General features: G+C 30.7%; 23 protein-coding genes, 1 tRNA gene and 1 pseudogene. 11 read left to right on the top strand and 14 right to left on the bottom strand.

All coding sequences use genetic code 11. The features are described from left to right. Positions 1 to 50 precede the first annotated feature (50 nt). Positions 51 to 977 (top strand): SPFH domain-containing protein, encoded by a 927-nt coding sequence (locus ACJJV4_RS11340; RefSeq protein WP_405294486.1) that lies wholly within the window; start codon positions 51 to 53, stop codon positions 975 to 977. 78 nt (positions 978 to 1055) lie between these two features. On the opposite strand, the gene ACJJV4_RS11345 is transcribed toward ACJJV4_RS11340, so the two are convergent. From ACJJV4_RS11345 to ACJJV4_RS11360, 4 genes are all read right to left on the bottom strand, one after another. Continuing rightward, positions 1056 to 2216, bottom strand: coding sequence for a GNAT family N-acetyltransferase (locus ACJJV4_RS11345; protein ID WP_405294488.1), 1161 nt, complete (start codon positions 2214 to 2216; stop codon positions 1056 to 1058). 67 nt (positions 2217 to 2283) lie between these two features. Continuing rightward, positions 2284 to 2769 (bottom strand): DUF1761 domain-containing protein, encoded by a 486-nt coding sequence (locus ACJJV4_RS11350; protein WP_405294490.1) that lies wholly within the window; start codon positions 2767 to 2769, stop codon positions 2284 to 2286. 75 nt (positions 2770 to 2844) lie between these two features. Continuing rightward, the gene (locus tag ACJJV4_RS11355) at positions 2845 to 3948 is read right to left on the bottom strand and encodes a TPM domain-containing protein (RefSeq protein WP_405294492.1); all 1104 of its coding nucleotides are present in this window, start codon (positions 3946 to 3948) and stop codon (positions 2845 to 2847) included. Positions 3949 to 3969: 21 nt separating this feature from the next. After that, positions 3970 to 5979: a glutamine--tRNA ligase/YqeY domain fusion protein gene (locus ACJJV4_RS11360; RefSeq protein WP_405294494.1), complete on the bottom strand. Its 2010-nt coding sequence runs from the start codon at positions 5977 to 5979 to the stop codon at positions 3970 to 3972. 114 nt (positions 5980 to 6093) lie between these two features. On the opposite strand from ACJJV4_RS11360, the gene ACJJV4_RS11365 reads away from it, so the two are divergent. The 6 genes from ACJJV4_RS11365 (at position 6094) to ACJJV4_RS11390 (ending at position 9324) form a co-directional block, all read left to right on the top strand. Beyond that, a complete protein-coding gene (locus ACJJV4_RS11365) occupies positions 6094 to 6303 on the top strand; it encodes a zinc ribbon domain-containing protein (RefSeq protein ID WP_074936562.1) in 210 nt (69 codons plus the stop codon). Continuing rightward, complete coding sequence (gene folB, locus ACJJV4_RS11370) at positions 6303 to 6665, top strand: dihydroneopterin aldolase (RefSeq protein WP_405294496.1); 363 nt, start codon at positions 6303 to 6305, stop codon at positions 6663 to 6665. The genes ACJJV4_RS11365 and folB overlap by 1 nt, the downstream gene beginning before the upstream one ends. Positions 6666 to 6715: 50 nt before the next feature. Next, positions 6716 to 6786 (top strand) — tRNA-Cys (locus ACJJV4_RS11375). Between the two features lie 361 nt (positions 6787 to 7147). Then, positions 7148 to 7492 (top strand): hypothetical protein, encoded by a 345-nt coding sequence (locus ACJJV4_RS11380; RefSeq protein ID WP_405294498.1) that lies wholly within the window; start codon positions 7148 to 7150, stop codon positions 7490 to 7492. 41 nt (positions 7493 to 7533) lie between these two features. Continuing rightward, on the top strand, positions 7534 to 7875 hold the full coding sequence (locus tag ACJJV4_RS11385) for a hypothetical protein (protein WP_405294500.1): 342 nt from the start codon (positions 7534 to 7536) through the stop codon (positions 7873 to 7875). A gap of 114 nt (positions 7876 to 7989) precedes the next feature. Then, entirely contained in the window at positions 7990 to 9324 is a 1335-nt protein-coding gene (locus ACJJV4_RS11390; RefSeq protein WP_405294502.1) for a sigma-54-dependent transcriptional regulator, read from the top strand. On the opposite strand, the gene ACJJV4_RS11395 is transcribed toward ACJJV4_RS11390, so the two are convergent. From ACJJV4_RS11395 to ACJJV4_RS11415, 5 genes are all read right to left on the bottom strand, one after another. Then, entirely contained in the window at positions 9317 to 11740 is a 2424-nt protein-coding gene (locus ACJJV4_RS11395) for an ATP-binding protein (protein ID WP_405294504.1), read from the bottom strand. The two genes, ACJJV4_RS11390 and ACJJV4_RS11395, sit on opposite strands and share 8 nt — an antisense overlap. 66 nt (positions 11741 to 11806) lie before the next feature. Further along, positions 11807 to 12487, bottom strand: a complete 681-nt coding sequence (locus ACJJV4_RS11400) for a LysE family translocator (protein ID WP_405294506.1) — start codon at positions 12485 to 12487, stop codon at positions 11807 to 11809. Positions 12488 to 12571: 84 nt separating this feature from the next. Next, positions 12572 to 13159: a DUF3575 domain-containing protein gene (locus ACJJV4_RS11405; RefSeq protein ID WP_405294508.1), complete on the bottom strand. Its 588-nt coding sequence runs from the start codon at positions 13157 to 13159 to the stop codon at positions 12572 to 12574. Positions 13160 to 13285: 126 nt separating this feature from the next. Then, complete coding sequence (locus ACJJV4_RS11410; protein ID WP_405294510.1) at positions 13286 to 13960, bottom strand: head GIN domain-containing protein; 675 nt, start codon at positions 13958 to 13960, stop codon at positions 13286 to 13288. 113 nt (positions 13961 to 14073) lie between these two features. Next, entirely contained in the window at positions 14074 to 14373 is a 300-nt protein-coding gene (locus tag ACJJV4_RS11415; RefSeq protein WP_405294512.1) for a heavy metal-binding domain-containing protein, read from the bottom strand. A 364-nt stretch (positions 14374 to 14737) separates the two neighbouring features. On the opposite strand from ACJJV4_RS11415, the gene ACJJV4_RS11420 reads away from it, so the two are divergent. After that, positions 14738 to 15268, top strand: a complete 531-nt coding sequence (locus ACJJV4_RS11420) for a sigma-70 family RNA polymerase sigma factor (protein WP_405294514.1) — start codon at positions 14738 to 14740, stop codon at positions 15266 to 15268. Positions 15269 to 15449: 181 nt separating this feature from the next. Here ACJJV4_RS11420 and rnr read toward each other — a convergent pair whose 3' ends face one another. The 4 genes and pseudogenes from rnr to ACJJV4_RS11440 form a co-directional block, all read right to left on the bottom strand. Beyond that, positions 15450 to 17654 carry a ribonuclease R gene (gene rnr / locus ACJJV4_RS11425; protein WP_405294516.1) on the bottom strand — a complete coding sequence of 735 codons (2205 nt, stop codon included), beginning with the start codon at positions 17652 to 17654 and terminating at the stop codon, positions 15450 to 15452. 193 nt (positions 17655 to 17847) lie between these two features. Continuing rightward, positions 17848 to 19356: a T9SS type A sorting domain-containing protein gene (locus ACJJV4_RS11430; protein WP_405294518.1), complete on the bottom strand. Its 1509-nt coding sequence runs from the start codon at positions 19354 to 19356 to the stop codon at positions 17848 to 17850. A gap of 97 nt (positions 19357 to 19453) precedes the next feature. After that, positions 19454 to 19585 (bottom strand): annotated as a pseudogene (locus tag ACJJV4_RS11435) (T9SS type A sorting domain-containing protein); the annotation flags it as partial. A 12-nt stretch (positions 19586 to 19597) separates the two neighbouring features. Then, positions 19598 to 20200: a hypothetical protein gene (locus tag ACJJV4_RS11440; protein ID WP_405294520.1), complete on the bottom strand. Its 603-nt coding sequence runs from the start codon at positions 20198 to 20200 to the stop codon at positions 19598 to 19600. An 894-nt stretch (positions 20201 to 21094) separates the two neighbouring features. On the opposite strand from ACJJV4_RS11440, the gene ACJJV4_RS11445 reads away from it, so the two are divergent. The 3 genes from ACJJV4_RS11445 to ACJJV4_RS11455 are packed head-to-tail and all read left to right on the top strand — an operon-like array spanning position 21095 to position 22973. Then, complete coding sequence (locus ACJJV4_RS11445) at positions 21095 to 21529, top strand: RpiB/LacA/LacB family sugar-phosphate isomerase (protein ID WP_405294522.1); 435 nt, start codon at positions 21095 to 21097, stop codon at positions 21527 to 21529. A 43-nt stretch (positions 21530 to 21572) separates the two neighbouring features. Beyond that, positions 21573 to 22493 (top strand): cation diffusion facilitator family transporter, encoded by a 921-nt coding sequence (locus ACJJV4_RS11450; RefSeq protein WP_405294524.1) that lies wholly within the window; start codon positions 21573 to 21575, stop codon positions 22491 to 22493. A gap of 36 nt (positions 22494 to 22529) precedes the next feature. Then, positions 22530 to 22973: a GNAT family N-acetyltransferase gene (locus tag ACJJV4_RS11455; RefSeq protein ID WP_405294526.1), complete on the top strand. Its 444-nt coding sequence runs from the start codon at positions 22530 to 22532 to the stop codon at positions 22971 to 22973. Positions 22974 to 22978: 5 nt separating this feature from the next. On the opposite strand, the gene ACJJV4_RS11460 is transcribed toward ACJJV4_RS11455, so the two are convergent. Then, positions 22979 to 24385 (bottom strand): T9SS type B sorting domain-containing protein, encoded by a 1407-nt coding sequence (locus ACJJV4_RS11460; protein WP_405294528.1) that lies wholly within the window; start codon positions 24383 to 24385, stop codon positions 22979 to 22981. Between the last annotated feature and the right edge of the window lie 2 nt (positions 24386 to 24387).

The raw sequence follows: 24387 nt of genomic DNA on the forward strand, positions 1-24387 counted from the left end.
TAGTTTAATTTTTGTATCTTAATTTTTCTAATCATTTAATAAAAAATTCTATGGATTTCGTTTTCATTCCCCTAGTTGTATTTGGACTATTTATTTTAATTTCATCATTCTTTACGGTAAAACAACAAACCGCTGCTATTATAGAACGCTTTGGACGCTTCCAAGGTATACGCCAATCTGGTTTACAATGGAAAATTCCGTTAGTAGACCGAATTGCAGGCCGTTTAAGCTTAAAAATTCAGCAATTAGATGTTATTGTTGAAACCAAAACCAAAGATGATGTATTTGTACGTCTAAAGGTTTCTGTGCAATATAAAGTAATTCGTGAAAAAGTAGAAGATGCTTTCTATAAATTAGATTATCCACACGACCAAATTACAAGTTATGTATTTGATGTAGTACGTGCCGAAGTTCCAAAAATGATTTTAGATGATGTATTTTTAAGAAAAGATGATATCGCTATTGCAGTAAAAACAGAGTTGAACGATGCCATGCAAAATTATGGTTATGATATTATAAAAACTTTAGTAACAGATATTGACCCAGACGCTCAAGTAAAAGCTGCCATGAACCGTATTAATGCTGCCGATAGAGAAAAAACAGCGGCACAATATGAAGGTGATGCAGCACGTATTTTAATTGTAGAACGCGCTAAAGCTGAAGCTGAAAGTAAACGTTTACAAGGACAAGGTATTGCGGATCAACGTCGTGAAATTGCTCGTGGTTTAGAAGAATCTGTAGATGTACTAAATCGTGTAGGTATTAACAGCCAAGAAGCATCGGCATTAATAGTAGTAACACAACATTACGATACATTGCAAGCCATTGGTAGTGAAACTAATAGCAACTTAATTTTATTACCAAATTCGCCACAAGCAGGTAGCAATATGCTAAATGATATGGTGGCTAGTTTTTCTGCTAGTAACCAAATTGGTGAAGCCATGAAAAACAATAAAAAGAAACAAATAGAAGAATAGCATTCACTGTACTGTTCTAGAGCTAAATAAAATCCTTAAAGTATATGCTTTAAGGATTTTTTTGTTTTTATAAAGATTTTATTCTGTTTTAAAAGGATGCCGCGGTTCCCAGTCTTGAGACGGATTCATCAATTTAAAAATTTGTTTTAATAAAGCATTCATTAAAGTGTTTGTATGCTTTAAATATACCAACATAGTTTTAGCTTCAGCGCCCACCGAACTTTTTATTTCCATAGCCGTACGCGCATAAACAATGGTTTTAAATTGGTTTTCTATTCCAAATTTAAGCATATCGTAAAGCATATTTAAGTACAATTGATGGGAGTATTGATGTTCACCATCATACCCAAGAAAGTAAGTTTCTAGTGATGTATTATTAAGAATTAACGTATAAAACCCAACCAATTTATCTTCTAAATAATAGCCAAAAATTCTGAAATTATCTTTTAGTTGAAGTTTCAAACTATAAAAATGATTTTCTGGTAAAATAAAGGTATTAAACTTCGCATTGTTAGATACATTTAAATATAAATGATGCAGCGTTTCACTATTCTCTTTCACATCATTTAAAGACAGCTCGACCGCTTTTACACCATTTAATTTCTTTCTTGCTCGTTTATATCGATCTCTATATTTTTTGTGCAATGCAGCAGTATAATGATCAATAGTTAGCCAATCTTTCTTAACCGAAAACAGCATATTCGGTTGCATAATCACTTGGTGTAATTTAGCTGCATCCAAACTTTCTTTTTCTTTATGAATCGGGTTATTTTCAAAATAATCCTTCAACACAAACATTCTAATAGTTTTATTCTGTTTGGCTTTTATAATGGTTTTTATATCATGTAAAGCCTTTTGTGTTACCTTAAAAAACGCTACCTGAGAAATTTCATTTCTGTTAAAAAATAAGCCATGTTGACCAGTATGTGTTAAATTACCAATAACAAGAATATTTCCTTTTAAAATTTTAGAAATTACATCACGCATATAAGTTTTAAAACACGACGTATCGGTTTTTCTAAACATATCTTGCAAATACAACTGCACCCGTTGCGTAACAGCAACACCAACCAAAACATCGCTTTTAAACACACCAATATAAAACAACTCTAAGTTATTGGGGGCTGCATTTTCTAAGGCTTGTAAATAAGCTGTTTGTAAAAAAACATCATGTTTTACCAGAACATCCCAGGTTTCCGGAAGTTCACTAAATGTGTTATAAATTTTATAATGTATCAATAGAAAAATAAAAGACTGAAAATTTTAATTAGTAAGTCTCTAAATAAGTTATTAGTTTACAAAAATACTATTTCCATCCGCAAATAATAGCACCCATAACACCTAAAGTTACAATCCAATATCCCGCATTTATAAAAATGTATTTAGCACTTTTTCTTTCGAATAATGCGTTAGTGCCTAATATTGGTAAAGCTACAAATACGCCTGCTAAAACACCATGTAAAGCACCGTGTTTAAAAGTTCTAAAATGGTTGCCATAATCGGCCATAAACGCAGCGTAAGATGGTAAAGCTTTTGAAGGATCTCCACCAACCAAACTCAAAGCTCCGGTTTGATGTATGCTCATTTGCATCATTGTCATTGCTAATAGAAAGGCAAAAATAAAAGCCAAAACAAAAATTTTAGCCATGTTTGCTCCTTTCATGCTTTCTTCGGTTAAACCAGCTTCTTTCATCCAAATGGTTCCAAATACTTTTGGATTATACCAAATAAAACCAACAAACAAAGCAGAAACAGCCGCTAATAAAAGCGCTATAGGGTTAAAAAAATTCATAATATTTTAAGTTTAGTTCGTGTTTAAAGGTAATTAAATTTAGATTACATCCTGCTTATTAACAACAAATTACTATTACCAACTTCCGCTAGAACCGCCACCTCCAGAACTTCCACCGCCGCCCGAAAAGCTACTACTAGACGATGAACTTCGGTAGCTTGAACCCGAACTACTGTAATTTGAGCTAGAACCACTGGAAGAAAAATTCTTACTCATATATTTTTTATCACTTTTTAACATCGAAAATTTAACAGGCTGATACGCTTTTTTAGATCTTGTGTAAATAGCAATAATTAACGGTAGAATAATAAATATAACAACTATCACAACCATAGTAATTGATAACGCCGTTGATGGTAAGCTTTCTAAATATTCAAAAGGATTAATATCTATATTATTTTCTGATACGATACCAATAATAAAAATTCCAAAAAAGAGAGGCATAATAATAAACGGTAAACTAAAACCAATTGTTAATAATGAAGACACTAATAAAAACGGAAATATAACAACACTTACTTTACCAGTAATTAAACCACGAAATACGTTTATTAATTGCTTAAAACCTTTATAAAACACAGTAGATCCAACTCCAATAAAAAGACTTAAAAATATAAATAAAATAAGCCCTATTATTATTTTCCCCCATAAAGGCATTTTACCTTCTTGTTCTACTAAATTGGTAAATTCATCTCGATATTTGGGATCGTCAATAAGTTTAATAATTTCTGAAGTTGCTGAATCTACACCCTTATAAAAATCGCCTTTTTTAAACTCAGGCGTCATAGTTTCTCGAATAATTCTAGACGCGAAAGCATCGGTAATTATGGATTCTAGACCATAACCTACTTCTATTCTAAACTTTCTATCGTTTTTTGCTATTAAAATTAAGAGTCCATTATCGGCTTCTTCTTGTCCGAGTTCATTCGTTTCAAAAACCTGTAAGGCATAGTTTTCAACTGTATTATTACCTAAGGAATTAACAGTTAAAACTACTATTTGGTGTGTGGTTTCAGTTTCGTAAGCCTTTAGTTTTTTTCTAAGTTCTAAAGTTTCGCTTTCGCTGAAAAGTACCGCATTATCGGTTACTATTTCGGTTAGAATAGGAAAATCCTCTTGCCCGTTGGTTTGTTGAAACCAAATAAAAAACAAGAGGATTATTAATTTTATTTTACTCAAATGCTGTAAGTAAACAAGTATTTATTTGAACATTTTAGCTTCTTCAACTAATAACTCATTTTTATCTTCCAATGCTTTTTCAATAAAGCTATTGACATCATCATTTTTGGCTTGTCCGTTTTCCAATAAAACTTTCAAAATAAGTGTTACCGCAATACGCGTTCCTACTTTTTTAACAGCGGTGTTAAAAAGAGGTTCTACCTCATCATAACTAACATCTTTAGCGAGTTCTAAAATTTCAGATCTAACTTTTAGTCGTTTCTCATCAGGTAAATTTGTATACTTTTTTCCTAATTTTTGGATGACATCAATCGCTTTTCTTTGCGACTGTTGTTGTGGTTTTTGCTGATTATTATTTGCATTATGATTAGCTTGTGGTTTAGGCTTAACCTTTGCCCAAGAATCACGCAAACCAACCGTTTTATTGAATACTAATTTATCTGAAGACGAATCGTTATCCACATTAAAATATCCTAAACGTTGAAATTGGAACCTTTGCCCTACCTCAGCGTTTTGTAAACTTGGCTCAACAAAAGCTTCAACAAGCTTTAAAGAATCTGGATTTACAAATTCCATAAAATCTTTATCTTGATGGCTATCTGGAGCTTCGTCTAAAAATAAACGATCGTATTCTCTCACTTCTGCTTTAACAGCATGTTTTATAGATACCCAATGCAAAGTCCCCTTTACACGACGTTCCGTATCATCAGAATATGTACAATGTACTTCTGTAATATTACCGTTAGCATCTTTAACCACCGACTCTGCTTTAATAATATATGCATTTTTTAAACGTACTTCTCCTCCTAATTTTAAACGGAAAAACTTATTACTTGCCTCTTCTTTAAAATCTTCTTTTTCAATATAAATTTCACGAGAAAATGGCACTTTTCTAAAACCAGCGGCATCATCTTCTTGATTATTTTCAGCTTCAAACCATTCCTCTTTATCTTCAGGATAGTTTGTAATTACCACTTTAATCGGGTCTAAAACCGCCATAACACGTGGTGCTGTTTTGTTTAAATCTTCGCGAATACAAAATTCTAAAAGTGATACATCAATCATGTTTTCACGTTTGGCAACACCAACCGCTTCTACAAATTTTCGAATAGAATTTGGTGTATAACCTCTACGACGCAAACCAGAAATAGTTGGCATTCTAGGGTCGTCCCAACCATTAACAACACCATCCTCTACCAATTTAAGCAACTTACGTTTACTCATTATGGTGTAACTTAGGTTTAAACGAGCAAATTCACGTTGTTTAGGACGTAATTTATCTTCTGTAACCACTTGGTCTAAAAACCAATCGTAAAGCTCTCTGTGAGGTTTAAATTCTAATGAACACAACGAGTGTGATACTTGCTCTAAATAATCACTTTCACCATGCGTCCAATCGTACATTGGGTAAATACACCAATCGTTTGCTGTTCTATGATGATGCTTCTTTAAAATACGATACATAATAGGGTCACGCATTAACATATTTACATGTTGCATATCTATTTTAGCACGTAAAATATGCTCACCTTCGTTAAATTCTCCCGCTTTCATACGTTCGAATAAATCGAGATTTTCTTCCACAGATCTATTTCTATAAGGGCCATCTACACCAGGTTGCGTTGGTGTACCTTTTTGTTCGGCCATAGCTTCACTAGACTGCGAATCTATATAAGCCTTTCCTTCTTTTATAAATTGTACTGCCCAATCATATAATTCCTGAAAATAATCGGAAGAGAATAATTCCTTATCCCATTTATACCCCAACCAAGATACATCTTCTTTAATGGCATCTACATATTCCTGCTCTTCTTTAGCCGGATTTGTATCATCAAAACGTAAGTTTACGGGTGCATTATATTTTTCACCTAAACCAAAACTAATACCAATAGCTTTAGTGTGGCCAATGTGTAAATACCCATTTGGCTCTGGTGGAAATCTAAAACGAAGGTTATCTTTTGGCATTCCATTTGCCAAATCTTCTTCTATAATTTGCTCTAAAAAATTGAGTGATTTTCTTTCTTCAGACATATTTAAATCAATAAGCTTCAAAATTACATAAATTCAAGTTATTTTTGACCTAATTCTACTTAAGAAGCGTAACAAATTTGGATTATTTGTAACTAATATTTTAAAAGCTATGTTATGAAAAATAATAATTACACTTGTCCTAAATGCGGAAATAGAGAATTTGAAACCGGTGAAATGCGCGCCACTGGTGGCCGATGGTCTAAAATATTTGATATACAGAACAAAAAGTTTACTTCGGTAACGTGCAAACGTTGTACATATACCGAATTTTACAAAGCCAAAACGAGCGCCTTGAGTAACATTTTTGATTTATTTACAAACTAATGGGAATAATAAAGGTTGAAAACATACGTGTATTTGCATACCACGGTTGTTTAAAAGAAGAAACAAAAATTGGTAGCGATTACCGTGTAGATTTAAAAGTTAAAGCTAATTTACAAGAATCTGCTAAAACAGATAAACTTAGTGATACTGTAGATTACGTCTTTTTAAATCGTGTTATAAAAGAAGAAATGGACATTCCGTCTTATCTTTTAGAAACGGTAGCCAAGCGTATTTTAAATCGTATTTTTGCCGAAGATACCATGGTAAGCAAAGCAACAGTTTGGGTAAGTAAATTAAACCCTCCCATTGGTGGCGACGTGGCTCGAGTAACTATAAAAATGACCGAAACGCATAAAAAGTAATTTAAAGTGTTGGAAATTGTAAAAATTTTTTAAATTTGCACCTCCAATAAGGTGTCGTGGCCGAGTGGCTAGGCTCAGCTCTGCAAAAGCTGCTACAGCGGTTCGAATCCGCTCGACACCTCAAAAAGAAAGCTTCCTAAAATTTTAGGAAGCTTTTTTATTTTTAGATATTTTGTTCTTAAACTACTACTCCATTTATTCTATTAAAATTTTGTGCTACTTTATTCCTTTTTTTTGGGAAAAACAATTGCTCCCTTAATTTATAGTAGCACAAATCCATAAGCGTGTAATATTTACCCATTACTTTCCTTTTTTACACACTATTTACACACAAAAAATTACTCATTGATTTTATAAAAATTTTTAAATAACTAATTATCAGTTATTTATATTTTATATCGTTTTTATTTTTGGTTACGGCATATTTATTTCAATTAACTCATCGTAAAACAATTTACAACAATCATAAAACAAAAAAAATCATGAAAAAATTAATTTTAGCAGTCGCAATCGTAGCAAGTGGATTTTCAACTTTCGCTTTAACAGTAAACCCTATTCAAACTGAAATTACTGCTGTTTCTACCACAGAAGAATTTAAGGAAGTTGCTTTAGAAAATGTACCAGCAGCAGTTACTGCAGCAGTAGCTAAAGATTTTTCTACAGCCACTTTAAACAAAGCTTACGTAAACAGCAGCGAACAATATAAACTTGAAATTACTATGGACGGTACAGACAATGTAGTTTATGCTGATAAAGATGGTAACTGGTTAAAAGAAGCTGATGTTGAAGCGCCAGCACAGGATACTGAAGAAACTATCGAAGAGTAATATTTTATAAATAATTAGTAAACAATAAAAACAAAAATATCATGAAAAAATTAATTTTAGCAGTCGCAATCGTAGCAAGTGGATTTTCAACTTTCGCTTTAACAGTAAACCCTATTCAAACTGAAATTACTGCTATTTCTACTACAGAAGAATTTAAAGAAGTTGCTTTAGAAAATGTACCGGCAACAGTTACTGCAGCAGTAACTAAAGATTTTTCTACAGCCACTTTAAACAAGGCTTATGTAAACAGCAGCGAACAATATAAACTTGAAATTACTATGGACGGTACAGACAATGTAGTCTATGCTGATAAAGATGGTAACTGGTTAAAAGAAGCTGATGTTGAAGCGCCAGCACAGGATACTGAAGAAACTATGGAATAGTGTTCTTTAACACCTTTCTTAAAAAAAGACGTTTTGAAATAAAACGTCTTTTTTTGTGTTTATAAAATTTACCTATCCATTAAACTTAATACATTTGTAGATCAATACCTTTTTATGAAGCAAATATTATTAATTGAAGATGATGTCTCTTTTTCTAAAATGCTAAAACATTTTTTAGAACGCCATAAATATGCAGTAACCTTAAGCTATAATATTAATAGTGCTTCTACCCTTTTAAAAAATGAAAAATACGATTTAGTTTTTACCGATTTACGCTTACCTGATGGCAGTGGACTCGATTTATTAAAGCAAATAAAAGATAATAAAAATAAGGTTCCTGTTGTTTTAATGACAGGTTATGCTGAAGTATCTACAGCCGTACAAGCTATGAAACAAGGTGCTTTCGACTATATTTCTAAACCTTTTAATCCGGATGAAGTTTTAGAAGTAATTAATAATGCCTTAGAACAAAAAACGACTGGTATAGCCGAAAAAATAAATAAACAAGAACAAAAAAACACAAATACAGAATTTGTTAAAGGTATTAGCGCAGCTTCAAAAACATTAAATGAATATATTAATTTAGTCGCTCCAACAGATTTATCGGTTTTAATTACAGGTGAAAGTGGAACAGGTAAGGAAGTTGTAGCAAAAACAATTCATTTAGAAAGTCTAAGAAAAGATAAACCTTTTATACCAGTAGATTGTGGTGCTATTCCAAAAGAGATTGCATCGAGTGAGTTTTTTGGGCATAAAAAAGGTGCATTTACGGGTGCAACAGATGATAAAATAGGGCATTTTGAAGCCGCAAATGGAGGAACTTTATTTTTAGATGAAGTTGGAAATTTAACCTACGAAAATCAAATACAACTACTTCGTGCTTTACAAGAACGAAAAGTAAAACCTGTAGGTAGTAACACTGAAATTAATGTTGATATTAGGTTAATAACCGCAACCAATGAAGATTTACTTCTTGCTGTTGAAAAAGGTACTTTTAGAGAAGATCTATATCATAGATTAAATGAATTCTCTATTAAAATACCTAACCTAAAAGAAAGAAATAACGACTTAATTCTTTATGCCGATTTCTTTTTAGAGAAAGCCAATAAGCAATTGAATAAATCGATTATTGGGTTTTCTAAAAGTGTGCTAAATATATTTTTAGATTACCAATGGCCAGGTAATTTAAGAGAATTATCGAATGTTATTAAGCGGGCAACCTTATTAACCCAGACCGACATTATTGATGCCAATGTTTTACCAAACGAGTTAACACAACTTAAAGAAACTAGTGTAAATAGCCCTAGTTTTTCTACTAAAGAAAACGAAAAAGCACTTATTATAAATGCGTTAAAAGAAGCAAATAATAATAAAACTAACGCTGCCAAATTATTGAATATTACAAGAAAAACACTCTACAATAAAATAAAGGAATACAACATTAATTAATATAATTTTCTAAAGCTTTTATAAACTGTTCCAATTCTTTTTTGAAAGCTATAAAATCTTTACTTTCTATAGTTTTACTAGATTCGAAGGTTTCTAAAAACGGAATAACATTGATAACATTTAGCTGTTTAAACATAGCAAGCATTTTATGGCATGTGTTGTTAATAGTATCAATATCATTAGTGCTTTTAGCTACATTTAAAACATTATAATTTACTCTAGTATCTTCTAAAAATGTTTCTAATATGCTATTAATAGCATCGATATCATTATTAAAAAAAGTACGCAAGGAAGACATACTAAATCCTTTTGGTTCTATAGGTATTTCCGTATTACTATTTTCATTTACATAAGCACCTTCTTTACTAAAATAAGATTCTAAAACATTTTGAATTTTACTAGAACTAAATGGTTTCATTATCACTTCAGAAAAACCAATATTTATATAATCTTTGGTAGACATTTTTGCCCGACCCGTCATAGCAATTATGGGTTGATTGTTAAAAGCAGTATCTGTTTTAAGAATTTCCATAAATTGTATACCATTCATTATTGGAAGCTGAATATCTGTTAAAACAAAATCGAAATCTATGTGTTTTATTTCATCTAAAGCATTTTTTGCGTTACCAAACACATAAGCCTTAATACCATATTGCTTTAAAACATCATGAATAAATTTTTGCATAGAAACATCATCTTCTACAACTATAGCGCTTAAATTAAAAATAGGTTTTACAGATAGGTCTATGTCGCTTTTAACTGTGCTTAAGGACTTATTAGAAAGCTTTACTGGTATTTTTAAAGTGAATGTACTTCCTTTACTTAATTCGCTCTCTAAAGTTAAATTTCCGCCTAAAATTTCAGCTAATTTTTTAGATATTGTTAAACCCAACCCAAAACCTTCACTATTATTATTTTGATTATTATCAGCCTGAGCAAATTCTTCAAAAATGTGTTCTTTAAGATTCTCACTAATACCAACTCCAGTATCTTTAACTCGTATTTCTAATATATCTTGTTTTAATAAACTCAATATGGTAATACTACCTTCATTTGTAAATTTGTGTGCATTGATAACCAAATTGAACAACACTTGTTTTAATCGAAATGGATCTGTGATTATTAAATTTTTAATAGATTCATCATGCTGTAAAACAAACTCAATAGGCTTATTTTTTACGCTATTTTTTACCTGTTGAACTATTTCATTTATATGATTTTCTAAATTAAACGGTACAGCTTCTGTAGTAATATTTCCGTTTTCTAGTTTAGAAAACTCTAAAAGATCGTCCACTAGTTTTCCCATGTAGTTGGAAGCACTAAAAATGTGTTCTATATAATTTTTATCTTTTTTATTCAATAATGATTGCTGAAGCAATTCACTAAACCCAGTAATAGTGCTTAAAGGAGTTCGTAAATCGTGACTAACCATAGATATTAATTGCTCTCTACTTTTTAATAGTGACGATGTTGTTTTATTTGCTTCCTCTAGCTGTTTTCGGTAACGCTGAGTTTTCCAAAACTCGTTTAAGATAATAATAGAAAAGATAATAATAACAATAAAACTAATGCCTGCAGCAGCTAAAATAATATTTTTACTACGGTTAATTGTGAGCTCACGTTGCTTATTAATTACACTACTATAATCCACAATATCCCGCTCTAAAGCACTTAATAATTGTTGTAATTTTCTAAAAATTACTAAATCGTTCTCTATAAGTTCACTTTCTTTTTTTTCTAAAAATGCACGCTGATTATTAGATTGAACTTGCACGTCTTTGAGCATATTTTTTGAAACGGATAACAACGAATCTATCTCTACCTGATCGGCTTGTTTAATAGAATCTCTAGGGTTGTATTTATTAAGTATTTTAACATACTCTTCAAAATTTGAACGTGTTTTTTTATCTAAAGCATCTGGATTTTTAACTAAATCGTTTATAGAAACCTTGCCTAAATGAGAGTCTATAGAGGTTAGTTTATTAATGGCTTTATTTATAGATTGATTAGAATTATCGCGGGTTTTTAAGTTTTTTAAATACGTAATATTTTCAAACTTTTGGTTAACATAAACTTTAATACTATCTAAAATATGCTTTTGAGTATCACTGTTAATAAGTGTTCCAAAAGAATCTATTTTTAATAATAATTTTTCGTTTTCCAAAACATATTCATCAAACTTTTCTGAAGATTTTAACTGGATTGCAGCTCTTGCTAAACTTTCATTCTCATAAATATCGGCAATTAAACTTCCAGCTTTAATAATTTTACTTCGATCTGAAATATCTTGTTTTTGTAAACTCGTAAAAGTTTTTATTTCATGAAATATTAAATAACCAGAAATGGTTGCTAAAATCGCTAGCAAAAAATAGCCAATTATAACTTTAAAAGTAATAGTACGTTGAGCATATTTCATAAAGAATACCTATTGTTTAACCTTATAAAAACCGGTTTACTATAATATTAAAACTAAAAACGTACTCTAATTAATCGGGCTAATCTGTTCAAATTTTTCTTTAAGTAATTCCTTTTCTTTCGGGAAAAACCCTTGTACCAAAAGCAATACACCAAACCCCAAAATAACTAGTGCAATAATTTTTTTTGTTTTGTAGATTAAACGTGGTGTTAGTTTGTTTTTAAGTTTTTTAGCCACCACAATTTTAGCTAAATCGGTTAAAAAATAGACTATTAAAATAGTACTTAAAAATACAACAACGCCGTTTTTAGATGTGGTTAAAGAGTTTGCTAAAACAATAAAAGCCACCCAACCTAGCAGCACGCCAATATTAATAAAATTTAGCAAAAAGCCTTTAAAAAATAACTTTCCGTAGCCTTTTTTTATTTCTACTTTGTGATATTCGCGAACAATTTCTCTAAACGATTTTGATGTTTTTATAAATGAAATTAAGCCGTAAACTAACAGAAGTACACCACCAAATATTAAAAAATTAGGATCGTCCTTTATTTTTTCGAGAAGTTTATTGGTACTAAAAAAAGCAACAATAATAAAAATAATATCGGCCAACATAACACCACTATCGAAAATTAAGGCACTCCTAAAACCCTTTGTAGCACTAGTTTCTAGTAGTACAAAAAATACCGGACCTATGGTAAAGGCTAGAATAATTCCGAAAGGGATAGCTCTTAAAATATCGTCGAACATAAATTTAATAGAGGTTTACACAAAGTAATGAAATATTTTATAAACCATTTTTATTTACGTATCAAATTTCTAGATAGTTTTCAGTTAGTTTATTTTATACGCTAGCATAACGCCACCTCGGTATGGTAACCACTCCCCGCTTTTATTGTACTTGGTTGCTCCTTCCAAACGTTCTCCAGTATCAATATGGTAACCTTTATAAAAGCCTTGATGCCAACCACCACCAATAAAAACATCAATCATCCATTTGCCTTTTAGTTTCTTTTGAAAACCTATAGTAGATCCAACCATATAACCTAAACCTTGTTGATATTCAAAATCGCGGACTCTAAAGTTTTTAGCAATTTTAAAAGTAGTACCTGCCACATGAGCACCAGCATAAATACCTTGGAAACGTTTTTTAAAATGATATCTTAATTCTGAAGTTGCAATGCCAAACTTATAAGGTAAACCATCTATAGAATTCCAAAACGATGCCATAACATCAAATTGATAACTAAACTTTTTACCTACCGTAGTTTCTATCCCTATATGCGGAACGGCTAATAAAAGAGTTGTTCCATTACCTTTAACGTAGGTTTCTTTGTTTACAGAAATGCTATCTTCTTGGGCATGTATTTGAAAACTTACTAAAAATAAAATAATACTGTATACGTATAACTTAAAATTCATGTGGTTATTTTTTAGTTTAGTAACACCTAAGATACTTAAAATCAAGGATATTACAAATCTAAAATTTTTAACTACATGAATTTTAAAAAATTGTTTCTAATGCTAAAACTCTACAGTTTCTATAGCTTAGTCTACATACTTTACACGACCACCAAATGCTTTATTTTCTGTAACATTTTTAGGTTTACCGTGTATATATACATCGCCACCAGCTCTAATATTTACATCAACCTCATCGGTAGCTGTAATATGTGCTTCTCCTGCCGCTTTAATAGCAACATCAGTTTTGGTTGTTTTTAAGTTTTCACCATTGTAAATACCTCCTGTGTACAACGAAATTTTCTGACTTGTAGATGTACCAGATGTTTCTACCATACCACCAGAATTGGCATTAATATTTGCATAACTTACTTTTAAAGGTATATTGATAGATGCACCTTCCTGTGCTCTTAAATCTATTTCAAACTGCTCTATAATGTCTTTAGAAACTACTTTAGCACCCTCATTAACATCAATCACATCTACCGAAGTGTAGTGCAGCTTTATTTTAATGTCATTACCATCAAAAATTTTGTTTAAACTCATTTTAATTTTGAGCAATCCATTTTTATTAACAATCACTACATCTTCTGTGTTTTTTCCAGAAATTTCAACTTTATTCACATTATCCTTTACAAGTTCTACCTCTATTCTATCGTAAACTTTTAAAGTTTTAAATTCACCTATTTCCTTTTCTAAATCGTTGTTTGCGAATAAGGTTGTTGTGATACATAGTACTAAAATTTTAACTAATGTTTTCATCTGTATATTTTATTTTTTAATTTCAATTATATTATAAAATGTAAAATTATCAATAATTATTCCGAAGTATAAAACTTTAGCAAAACATTATCATTCCGCAAGTTAAGTTATAACTAAACCACCATAACTGCTGTACCAGTAATAGATACTATAATAATACCCGAAGTTGGTATCGTTTCTATATCTAAAGCAATACCAACCACGGCATTTGCTCCTAATTTATTTGCGTTATCTTGTAATTTTTGAAAAGCTTCTTCTTTTACTTCGTTTATTTTATTCTCGTAATTTTCGTAATATTTTTCCATATTAAACGAAATTGTAGTTTTTGGCATATTAACATCTACACCACTTACAACACCTAAATAGTTTTTAATGCTATGCCCCTCAATTGTGTTTGTTGTTGTTAAAATCATGTCTTTATTGTTTTGTTTATAAGTATAAAAAGCCTGAATAAAGTTACAGTTATTTTGTGTATTTTTAAAAATACACAAAATAACTAGCACCAGAATTTTTATATTCTATTGAAATAAAATGTTAAAAATTAATTAAACCGACTAAAAAATGTATCTTTTTTAACCTTCGCTAGTCTACTTGGTGAATAATAAAACTTAAAGATATGAATACTTGTAAATGCACTAATTGTAGTTGTACAAATTGTAACTGTACAAATTGTTTAGAAAGCAAATGTGCTTGTAAAAAATGCGAATGCGATAGATGTAACTGTTGTTAAACCAATATAAGGTTAGTTTTAACACTAACCTTTTTTTATTTTTGCATATGGAAACCCAAAATATATGGAATACTTTCAACGATGAACTTTATTTTTTTATTCTGAAACGTGTAAAAAATAAAAACGATACCAATGATATTTTCCAAAATACCTTCTTAAAAATTCATAAAAATCTAGATAAGCTTAAAAATGAAGAAAAAGTGAAAGCTTGGATTTTTCAGATAGCTAGAAATGAAATTATAAATCATTTTAATAAGGAGGCTATTTATACAGAAGAAGAAGTAAATACAAATAAAGAAATACCTCAAGACATTAATGAAGAAATATGCTGTTTTGACAGATTTATAACCGATTTACCAAAAATTTATCAAGATGTTATTGAGCTGGTTTACATTAAAGGCTTAAAACAAAAAGATGTAGCAAGCACTCTAAACATAAGCCTTGAAAATGTGAAGGCTAGAATTAAAAGATCTAAAGATATTTTGAAAGAAAACTTTAAAGCGTGCTGTAAATATGACTTGGATAAAAAAGGAAATTTAATTGGTGCGCCAGACTGCACTGCTTGTAAACCTTGTTAACATAGTGGTTAACGCAAACAAACCGTTTAGTCCCTAAACTCAGCAAATATGTGCGTTAGGGATTGAACGGTTTGTTTGAAATCCTTTTTGTTTTCTTTTTAAAACAAAAAGATTGAGTAGTGAAAGCCCGACTTTAGCTGTATCTTTTTAATACAGCTAGAGTAACGCCTAAATTTTTATTTTATTCCTGATTTTCTGGCTTACCTATTAAATGAAAATCTAAGTGTTTTTTAACCAAATCGGCATTTTTAACACTTACAATAATCTCTTCTCCAAGCTGATAAGAAATATTATTTTTGCTTCCAACCATAGAGTATGTATCTTGGTCGAAGGCGTAATGATCGTCTTTCATGTCGCGAACGCTTACCATACCTTCGCACTTATTTGAAATAATTTCTACGTAAATTCCCCAATCGGTTACTCCAGAAATAACACCCACAAATTCTTCATCTTGATGATCTTGCATGAATTTAATTTGCATATATTTTATAGAATCACGTTCAGCCCTAGTTGCTAAACCTTCCATATTGCTAGAGTGTTGACATTTTTCTTCGTAAACACCTTCATTTGCCGATTTTTCACCATCTAAATACTGTTGCAATAAACGGTGTGCCATAACGTCTGGATAACGACGAATGGGTGATGTGAAGTGACTATAATAATCGAATGCTAGACCATAATGCCCAATGTTATGAGTAGTATATTCGGCCTTACTCATGGTTCTAATGGTTAAAGTATCTACCAGGTTTTGCTCTTTTTTACCATTTACATTTTTAAGTAAATTATTAAGAGATGATGATACAGATTTACGATCTTTAAAATCTAGTTTGTAACCAAATTTAGATACAACATTTTGTAAATTAGATAATTTACTTTCATCTGGCTCATCATGAACACGGTAAACAAACGTCTTTTTTGGATCTTTTTTACCAACAAATTCCGATACTTTTCGGTTTGCTAATAACATAAACTCTTCAATTAATTTATTAGCATCTTTACTTGTTTTAAAGAATACACCAATTGGATTTGCGTTTTCATCTAAATTGAATTTTACTTCAACCTTATCGAAAGAAATAGCACCAGAACTCATACGTTTTCCACGCATTAATTTTGCAAGCTCATCCATTTTTAAAATAGCATCGGCTATTTTTTGGTCCGTATTGTAAGCTTCACCGGTTAGAGAAACTTCTTTTGGAATAGTACTGGTTTTGCTTTCTATAACGGCTTGCGCTTCTTCGTAAGCAAAACGCGCATCACTATACGTTACGGTACGGCCGAACCATTCATTTTTAATTTCGCATTTATCATTCATTTGAAAAACGGCAGAGAAGGTTAATTTCTCTTCGTGCGGACGCAGCGAGCAGGCTTTATTGGATAAAACCTCTGGAAGCATAGGAACTACTCTATCGACTAAATAAACCGATGTAGCGCGCTCGTAAGCCTCATCGTCTAAAACGGTACCTTCTTGTAAATAATGCGAAACATCGGCAATATGGATTCCAATTTCGTATAAACCGTTGTCTAAAACCTCAAAAGAAAGTGCATCATCAAAATCTTTGGCATCTTTTGGATCTATGGTAAAGGTTAAATCTTTACGCATATCACGACGTTTAGAAATTTCTTCTTGGGTAATTGAGGTATCTAAATTATTAGCATACTCTTCTACTTCGTGAGGAAATTCCATTGGCAAACCATATTCTGCTAAAATTGCATGAATTTCGGTGTTATGTTCACCTGGTTTACCTAATACTTTTAAAACTTTTCCGTTCGGAGAATCGGATTTTTCTGGCCAATCTTCTAGAGATACCAGTACTTTATCGCCATCTTCGGCTTTATTAATTTTATTTATAGGTACAAAAATATCTTTGTACATTTTATTACTATCGCATACTACAAAGGCAAAATTCTTTTTTTCGTGAATTTGAATTACTCCAACGTATTCGCTTTTAGCGCGTTTAATAATATTAGTAATTTCACCTTCTACTTTACCACGTCTTCTACGTTTGTAAGCATAAAATTCTACTTCGTCACCGTTTAAAGCCTTATTTATGTTGTTTGAAGCTATAAATACATCGTCTTCAAAATCGTCGCAAATAATATAGCCGTTTCCTTTGGCTGCTAAATCTAAAATTCCGGTGTGGTATTCCGCATTTATAACGGCTTTAAACTTACCACGCTCTACTTCTTCAATTTCTTTTTTACCTTGTAAATCGCGAAGTTTCTTTATAATTTGATTTCTACTACTCGCATCGTTAACACCAATTTTTGCTGCTATTTGCTTGTAGTTAAAAGTTTGATTTCTTTCTTTTTTTAATATACTTAAGATTGTATTTGATAGGTTGGAAATCCCTTTACTTTTGGATTTTCCTTTTTTCTTTCTTGTCATTTAATTTGTAATCATTTTGATTTCCTAAGATAATGGAAATTCTGTTATCTAATAGCCTAATTTTAGGAGAAGATGCGCTATTTATTTTTACAAAGCTACGGTTTATATATTAAATGGATGTTTAGTAACTGTTAATTCATAAAAAAGGCCCACATTAATATGTGAGCCATTTTTAATATTGAAGAAATTTTTACTATTCTATGAGTATTTTTTTAACGGATTTTCCTTGATTGGTTTCAACTTCGAAAAAATATATGCCACTTGATAAATTAGTAACATCGATTTTTGATGTTCTTACTGAATACAAATATTGGCTTTGGATATTGTATATATTAATTTGTTTTAATTCTAAACCCTTAATTACCTTTACATTTAAAATATTTTCAACAGGATTCGGATAATAAGTAAAATAATTATTTTCTAAGCTACTATTTGATAATGTTGCGCTTAAATCAAAAACACGCACCGCTCCAGTAAGATAAATATAACTTGTATTATCCCAATAACTGTTACCTATAGCTCCTAAAGCAATTATTGAACCGTCCGAGGATAATGATACACTAATTCCAGCAAAATCTCCAGAACCTTCTCCATTTAAATCACTTCCTATTTGTGTCCAAACTCCTGTAATATTTTTATATATTCTTACCTTTCCTGAAAACTCTCCATTCTCACTATTATTTTTTGCTCCTATCGCAATTATTGAACCATCTGAGGATATAGATATGCTTCCACCAGAAAGTTCTTCGTTATCTTTTCCATCAATATCACTTCCAATTTGTATCCAATTTCCTAACATGTTTTCATACACCCTAACATGACCATTTTGATTTCCATTTCCATCATTATATTGTGCACCTATAGCAACTATAGAACCATCTGAGGATAACGATACGCTACTTCCAAAATTATCACCATTAGCTTCACCATTTATATCATTTCCTATTTGGGTCCAAACTCCTAATTCATTTTTAAAAATTCTAACATGTCCAGATCCTTCATTTCCAATTGCACCTATAGCAACTATAGATCCATTTGAGGATAACGATACACTTTCTCCCGACCAATTAGATTCAGCTTCACCATCTATATCACTTCCAATTTGCGTCCAAACTCCTAATTCATTTTTAAAAATTCTAACATGACCAGTAAAGTTTCCTTTTCCATTTCCATCATTTCCACCTGCACCTATAGCAACTATAGAGCCATCAGAAGATAAGGATACACTACTTCCCGACCAATCATATTCAGCTTCACCATCTATATCACTTCCAATTTGTGTCCAAACTCCTGATTCATTTTTAAAAATTCTAACATGACCATTTTGATTTCCATTTCCATCATTATATTGTGCACCTATAGCAACTATAGAACCATCTGAGGATAACGATACACTACTTCCTGACTTATCTTGATTAGCTTCACCATCTATATCATCTCCTAGCTGTATCCACACTCCGTTTGTATTCTCATAAACTCTAACATGCCCCGAATTAGAGCCATTACCATTATTTCTATCAGCTCCAATAGCAACGATAGAGCCATCAGAAGATAAAGATATACTCCCTCCTGAATAATCACTAATATCCTCTCCATGTATATCATCACCAATTTGAACTTGTGAAAAAGTTAATAAAGGAATTGTTAAAAAGAAAAAAATTAGGATTTTTACAATTTTGGATTTAGAATAGAATTGATTCATTTTATGTGATTTTAGTTAATATATTTATAACTACCACAAAAAAGTTCTAGGGAAATATAATCAGTTGATTTATAGAAGACTAATTTAATAATAATTTTTACTCAATAACAATTTTTTTAGCTAATTTTCCTTGATTAGTTTCAACTTCTAAAAAATACATACCACTTGCTAAAGTACTTACATCTATTTTTAATGAATTTACAGAAAATAAATATTGACTTTGCATATTATAAACGTTAACCTATTTTAGCTCTGATCCTGAGGTTAAGTTAAGAATTAATTCGTTACTAACTGGGTTTGGGTAATATGAAAATAAATCTTGACCAAAACTTGTAGCAGCTAAAGTAGTCTCAGATAAATCATATACACGAACATGGCCAGAATTCTCTCCTCTTGCATCATTTAATGGTGCTCCAATAGCAACAATATTTCCATTTGATGATATACTAACAGAATAACCAGAACCATCATGGGAATTTTCACCATCAATATCGTCACCTATTTTTGTCCATGTACCAGAAATATTTTGATAAAATCTAACATGTCCTGAATCTGTACCGTTACCATTATTTAAATAAGCTCCAACAGCCAAAATAGTTCCATCGCCAGATAAACTTAAGGTAATACCAGATTGATCGTTATCTCTTTCTTCAATAATATTATTACCTATTTGAGTCCAAACATCAGATTTATTTTCAAAAACAAGTACATGTCCAGAAGCCCAACCATTATCTCTATTACCATTTTCAGATAGACTAACAGATATTCCAAAATAGTACGTATTGCCATCACCATCAATATCAGAACCAATCTGTCTCCAAGTATTAGATTCATTTTTATACACACGTACTTGACCTGAATGTACATAGGATCCACTTTCGTTATCCGGTGCACCAATAGCTACAATACTACCATCGGGAGATAAACTTATAGATTGATCATTGCCAGATTCTCCATTAATGTCGTTACCAATTTGTGCTAAAGAGAAAGAAATAAGAGGGAATAATACTAAATAAAGTAATTTTTTTCATTTTTAATTGCATCGATTAATTAATCGTCTGCAAATAAACTTAATACTTATAATTAAACATTGATTTAAAATTTGTAATTCATTTTTGACTTTTTTAGAGTTATCCACATATATATATATATAATCAGTTTTTCTTTTAAATTTAAAAAAAATAATGATGCTTATTATAGCTTGTGAATAGCGGTATAACTTTTTGAAGGTTTATTTTGATTTGTATCTTATTGAATGTTGTTGATAACAAATGAACAGCTTTAAACATGCTAACTTATTAAATTTAAACGATTTTAAAATTGCTATTAACAATTGTTAATAACCACTATTAACAACAATTTTTAATAAATAACGCTATTAACAAATCTAAAAACTACCATTTTTAATGCTAATAACTTAACCAAAAATTTACATTAACTTATTTGCATGTTAACTAAATGTTACTGATTGTAAAAATTATTGGATATTCAAGGTTTTTCTTTTACAAACTAATCAACACTTATTAACAAGTAATGAATACAGTAATGCACATTAGTATTACAATTGTTAATAACCGAAACACTTTCTAAGCTTATTATTTACAAGGTATTGATTTGTAAACTATTAATAGCTTTTAACGTAAATTTAGCATGTATACCTATAGTTAGCACATTGCAAATATATAATAGCAGTACATTATTTAGTACCTTTGTTTAAGTTTACTTTAATATATATATAATGACAATCTCCATAGGAAACGATCACGCAGGAACCGAATATAAATTTGCTATTATTAAGCATTTAGAAGCAAAAGGAATCAATATTGTTAACCACGGTACAGATGTTAACGATAGTGTAGATTATGCAGATTTTGTACATCCAGTTGCTAACGATGTTGAAAACAACACTTCAGAGTTTGGCATTTTAATTTGCGGTAGTGCTAATGGTGTAGCCATGACGGCTAATAAGCATCAAAAAATTAGAGCTGGTTTATGTTGGAATAAAGAAATTGTACATTTAATACGTAGCCATAATAATGCTAATATTTTATGTATTCCTGCTCGTTTTACTGCAGTTCAACAAGTTATAGAAATGGTTGATGTATTTTTAAATACAGAATTTGAAGGCGGTCGTCACCAAAACCGTATCGATAAAATTCCGGTATCTTGTTAATAAGTGTTTTCTTTTTAATAAAACTACAGTTGAAATAAAATAAATGAGCCACAACCACGGGCATAATCATTCGGCACATCACCATCATGATATGAAGGATAAAAATCTATTGATTTCTATTCTATTAAATATTGTAATAACAGTGGCGCAGGTTATTGGTGGTTTAATTTCAGGTAGCTTATCCTTATTGAGTGATGCACTACATAATTTCAGCGATGTTATTTCGTTAGTTGTTAGTTATGTAGCCTCTAAACTATCTAAAAAGAAAGCCTCCGAACACCGCACGTTTGGTTATAAGCGAGCCGAAATTTTAGCCGCATTTATCAATGCATCTACATTAGTAATTGTTGCTTTTATTTTAATTAAGGAAGCCGTGGTGCGCTTTCAAAATCCACAAGTTATTGAGTCTAATTTAGTAATTGTTTTAGCCTTGCTAGCCATTGTTGGTAATGGGTTTAGCGTATTATTATTAAAAAAAGACGCTGGTAATAACATTAATATAAAATCGGCATATATACATTTATTAACCGATATGTTAGCTAGCGTAGCTGTGTTTATTGGCGGTATGCTCATGAAATACTACCAGCTTTTTTGGGTAGATAGTTTATTAACATTTTTAATAGCTTTGTACTTAATTTGGGTAGGTTTCGATCTTTTAAAGACCTCTACTAAAATGCTCATGCTATTTACACCCGAACATATTGATATTAATAGCTTAGTAGATGATGTTAATAAGTTCGAAAAGGTGAAATTACTTCACCACGTACATATCTGGAATTTAAGTGATAATGAGCTCCATTTAGAAGCCCATTTAGATTTAGAAGAAAATGTGTTAATAACTGAGTTCGATGCTATTTTAAGTAAGATAGAAACGTATTTACATGAAAATCATGATATTAACCATGTTACTATTCAGCCGGAATTCGATAAAAACGATTCTAAAGACATTATAGTTCAAGATTAAAATTCCAATTGTTAATAACTCCATTTACCTTAATTTATGATTAATATTGAAGTAAAAACCTTCGAAGCTTTAACTAAGCAAGAATTATATAGCCTCTTGCAATTACGAAGCGAAGTTTTTGGGGTAGAACAAGACTGTGTTTACCAAGATATTGATGGTAAAGATCAAAAAGCGCTGCATGTTTTAGGTATCAAAAATCAAAAAATTGTGGCGTACACACGTATTTTTAAACCAGGCGATTACTTCGAAGAATCGAGCATTGGTAGGGTAGTAGTGGCTAAAAATGAAAGGCAGCATAAATATGGTTACGATATTATGCACGCTTCCGCGGAAGCGATACAGAAATACTTCAGCCAAACGGTTATAAAAATTTCGGCACAGGTATACCTTAAAAAATTTTATAACAATTTAGGTTTTTCTGAAATTGGAAATCCTTACTTAGAAGATGATATTCCGCATATTGCCATGATAAAGCAATAATAAAACTATCTTTTTAAAGTAAAATGGCCTTTGAGTGTTTCTTTAGTTTTTAATGTTATTACATACCAATAATCTGTAGGTGGTAATGCTTCGCCGTTAAAAGTACCATTCCATCCTATATAATCGGTATTAAAGGCTTTTAAAAGCTTGCCTTGCCTATTAAACACATAAATAATATCAACTAAGTTTAAAGTATCGTAAATCTGCCAAAAATCGTGATTTCCATCATTATTTGGTGTAAAGTATTTCGGGATGTAAAAAGAATCGTTTAAGATAGTAACATTAAAAAACGACTCATTACTATCGCATACCGTTTCATTAAAAATAAAGATGCTTTGGGTAGTGTTAATAACTTCGCCAGGCTGCAGCATTAAACCGTTTCCATTAGGTTCTGTAAAATAATTTCCGTTTGTAATTTCTGGTAAAGTATATCTAATACCAATATAATTATTTAAATAATCTACAGGAATACTAATACTACAATCTTCTACATCGGTAATATAATTTGTAAAAGTATTGGGTTCCCAATGCGAATAAGTATTATCCGGATTATCCACAACTACACAATTTAAGTTGGGATTAGATTCGAAATTTAGAGTGTTTATATTACTGTTGTTACCATTTTTAATATTCAACACACATAAATCGTTATTACTAACATCTAGTTCTACTAAATTATTATGTGCTGTTAAATCTATTTGAGCAAGTTTATTAAAACTACAATTTATGTTTCTAAGATTTTTGTTTAAAGTAAGATCGAGAGTAGTAAATTCATTAAAACTACAATTTAAAATAGTTAGAATGTTATTATCAGAAAGGTCTATGTTAATAAGTCGATTACCATTAATTAATAATGAATTCAAGTTCGTATTTTCGGAAACATTTAAATTTGAAATATTATTATTAGCGCACGATAATATGGTTAATTTAAAGTTATTAAGCGTATCAAGATTATTTAAAAAATTAGAGTCGCAAACCAATGAAATTAAGTTAGAATTTTTACTAACATCCAGTTCTCCAAGTTCGTTATTATCACACCAAAAAATTTTTAATTTCGATAGTGAATTCACATCTAAACTGGTAATCTGGTTTTTATGGCAGTACAATTCGGTTAAGTTTACATTAGTTGAAACTGGTAAACTCGATAAGTTATTATCGGAGCAATTAAATATCGATAACGCTGTAAAATCTTCAATTCCGGTAAGGTCTGTGATGTTTTTAGATTCAACATCTAAATTGGTAATATTGGTAATATTTGCGGTAGGAACTAAGTTATCTAGAGCCCCAGAATCTAAACCTAAATCTATTAAGGCTTGCTCGAAATTATTGTCGGGAACAAAGGTGTTTTGAGATTGTATATTATTACAAACTATGCACAGGCAAACAAATAAAAAGTAGCTTTTCCTGTTCATAA

The organism is Algibacter sp. Ld11 (genome assembly GCF_045066735.1).
Classification (GTDB): Bacteria; Bacteroidota; Bacteroidia; order Flavobacteriales; family Flavobacteriaceae; genus Algibacter.

What these genes read in the sequence shown, in the direction of transcription:
- ACJJV4_RS11340 (WP_405294486.1), top strand. Translation starts at nt 51, where the DNA reads ATGGATTTCGTTTTCATTCCCCTAGTTGTATTTGGACTATTTATTTTA.
- ACJJV4_RS11350 (WP_405294490.1), bottom strand. Translation starts at nt 2,769, where the DNA reads ATGAATTTTTTTAACCCTATAGCGCTTTTATTAGCGGCTGTTTCTGCT.
- ACJJV4_RS11360 (WP_405294494.1), bottom strand. Translation starts at nt 5,979, where the DNA reads ATGTCTGAAGAAAGAAAATCACTCAATTTTTTAGAGCAAATTATAGAA.
- ACJJV4_RS11365 (WP_074936562.1), top strand. Translation starts at nt 6,094, where the DNA reads ATGAAAAATAATAATTACACTTGTCCTAAATGCGGAAATAGAGAATTT.
- folB (WP_405294496.1), top strand. Translation starts at nt 6,303, where the DNA reads ATGGGAATAATAAAGGTTGAAAACATACGTGTATTTGCATACCACGGT.
- ACJJV4_RS11380 (WP_405294498.1), top strand. Translation starts at nt 7,148, where the DNA reads ATGAAAAAATTAATTTTAGCAGTCGCAATCGTAGCAAGTGGATTTTCA.
- ACJJV4_RS11385 (WP_405294500.1), top strand. Translation starts at nt 7,534, where the DNA reads ATGAAAAAATTAATTTTAGCAGTCGCAATCGTAGCAAGTGGATTTTCA.
- ACJJV4_RS11390 (WP_405294502.1), top strand. Translation starts at nt 7,990, where the DNA reads ATGAAGCAAATATTATTAATTGAAGATGATGTCTCTTTTTCTAAAATG.
- ACJJV4_RS11395 (WP_405294504.1), bottom strand. Translation starts at nt 11,740, where the DNA reads ATGAAATATGCTCAACGTACTATTACTTTTAAAGTTATAATTGGCTAT.
- ACJJV4_RS11400 (WP_405294506.1), bottom strand. Translation starts at nt 12,487, where the DNA reads ATGTTCGACGATATTTTAAGAGCTATCCCTTTCGGAATTATTCTAGCC.
- ACJJV4_RS11405 (WP_405294508.1), bottom strand. Translation starts at nt 13,159, where the DNA reads ATGAATTTTAAGTTATACGTATACAGTATTATTTTATTTTTAGTAAGT.
- ACJJV4_RS11410 (WP_405294510.1), bottom strand. Translation starts at nt 13,960, where the DNA reads ATGAAAACATTAGTTAAAATTTTAGTACTATGTATCACAACAACCTTA.
- ACJJV4_RS11415 (WP_405294512.1), bottom strand. Translation starts at nt 14,373, where the DNA reads ATGATTTTAACAACAACAAACACAATTGAGGGGCATAGCATTAAAAAC.
- ACJJV4_RS11420 (WP_405294514.1), top strand. Translation starts at nt 14,738, where the DNA reads ATGGAAACCCAAAATATATGGAATACTTTCAACGATGAACTTTATTTT.
- rnr (WP_405294516.1), bottom strand. Translation starts at nt 17,654, where the DNA reads ATGACAAGAAAGAAAAAAGGAAAATCCAAAAGTAAAGGGATTTCCAAC.
- ACJJV4_RS11430 (WP_405294518.1), bottom strand. Translation starts at nt 19,356, where the DNA reads ATGAATCAATTCTATTCTAAATCCAAAATTGTAAAAATCCTAATTTTT.
- ACJJV4_RS11445 (WP_405294522.1), top strand. Translation starts at nt 21,095, where the DNA reads ATGACAATCTCCATAGGAAACGATCACGCAGGAACCGAATATAAATTT.
- ACJJV4_RS11450 (WP_405294524.1), top strand. Translation starts at nt 21,573, where the DNA reads ATGAGCCACAACCACGGGCATAATCATTCGGCACATCACCATCATGAT.
- ACJJV4_RS11455 (WP_405294526.1), top strand. Translation starts at nt 22,530, where the DNA reads ATGATTAATATTGAAGTAAAAACCTTCGAAGCTTTAACTAAGCAAGAA.
- ACJJV4_RS11460 (WP_405294528.1), bottom strand. Translation starts at nt 24,385, where the DNA reads ATGAACAGGAAAAGCTACTTTTTATTTGTTTGCCTGTGCATAGTTTGT.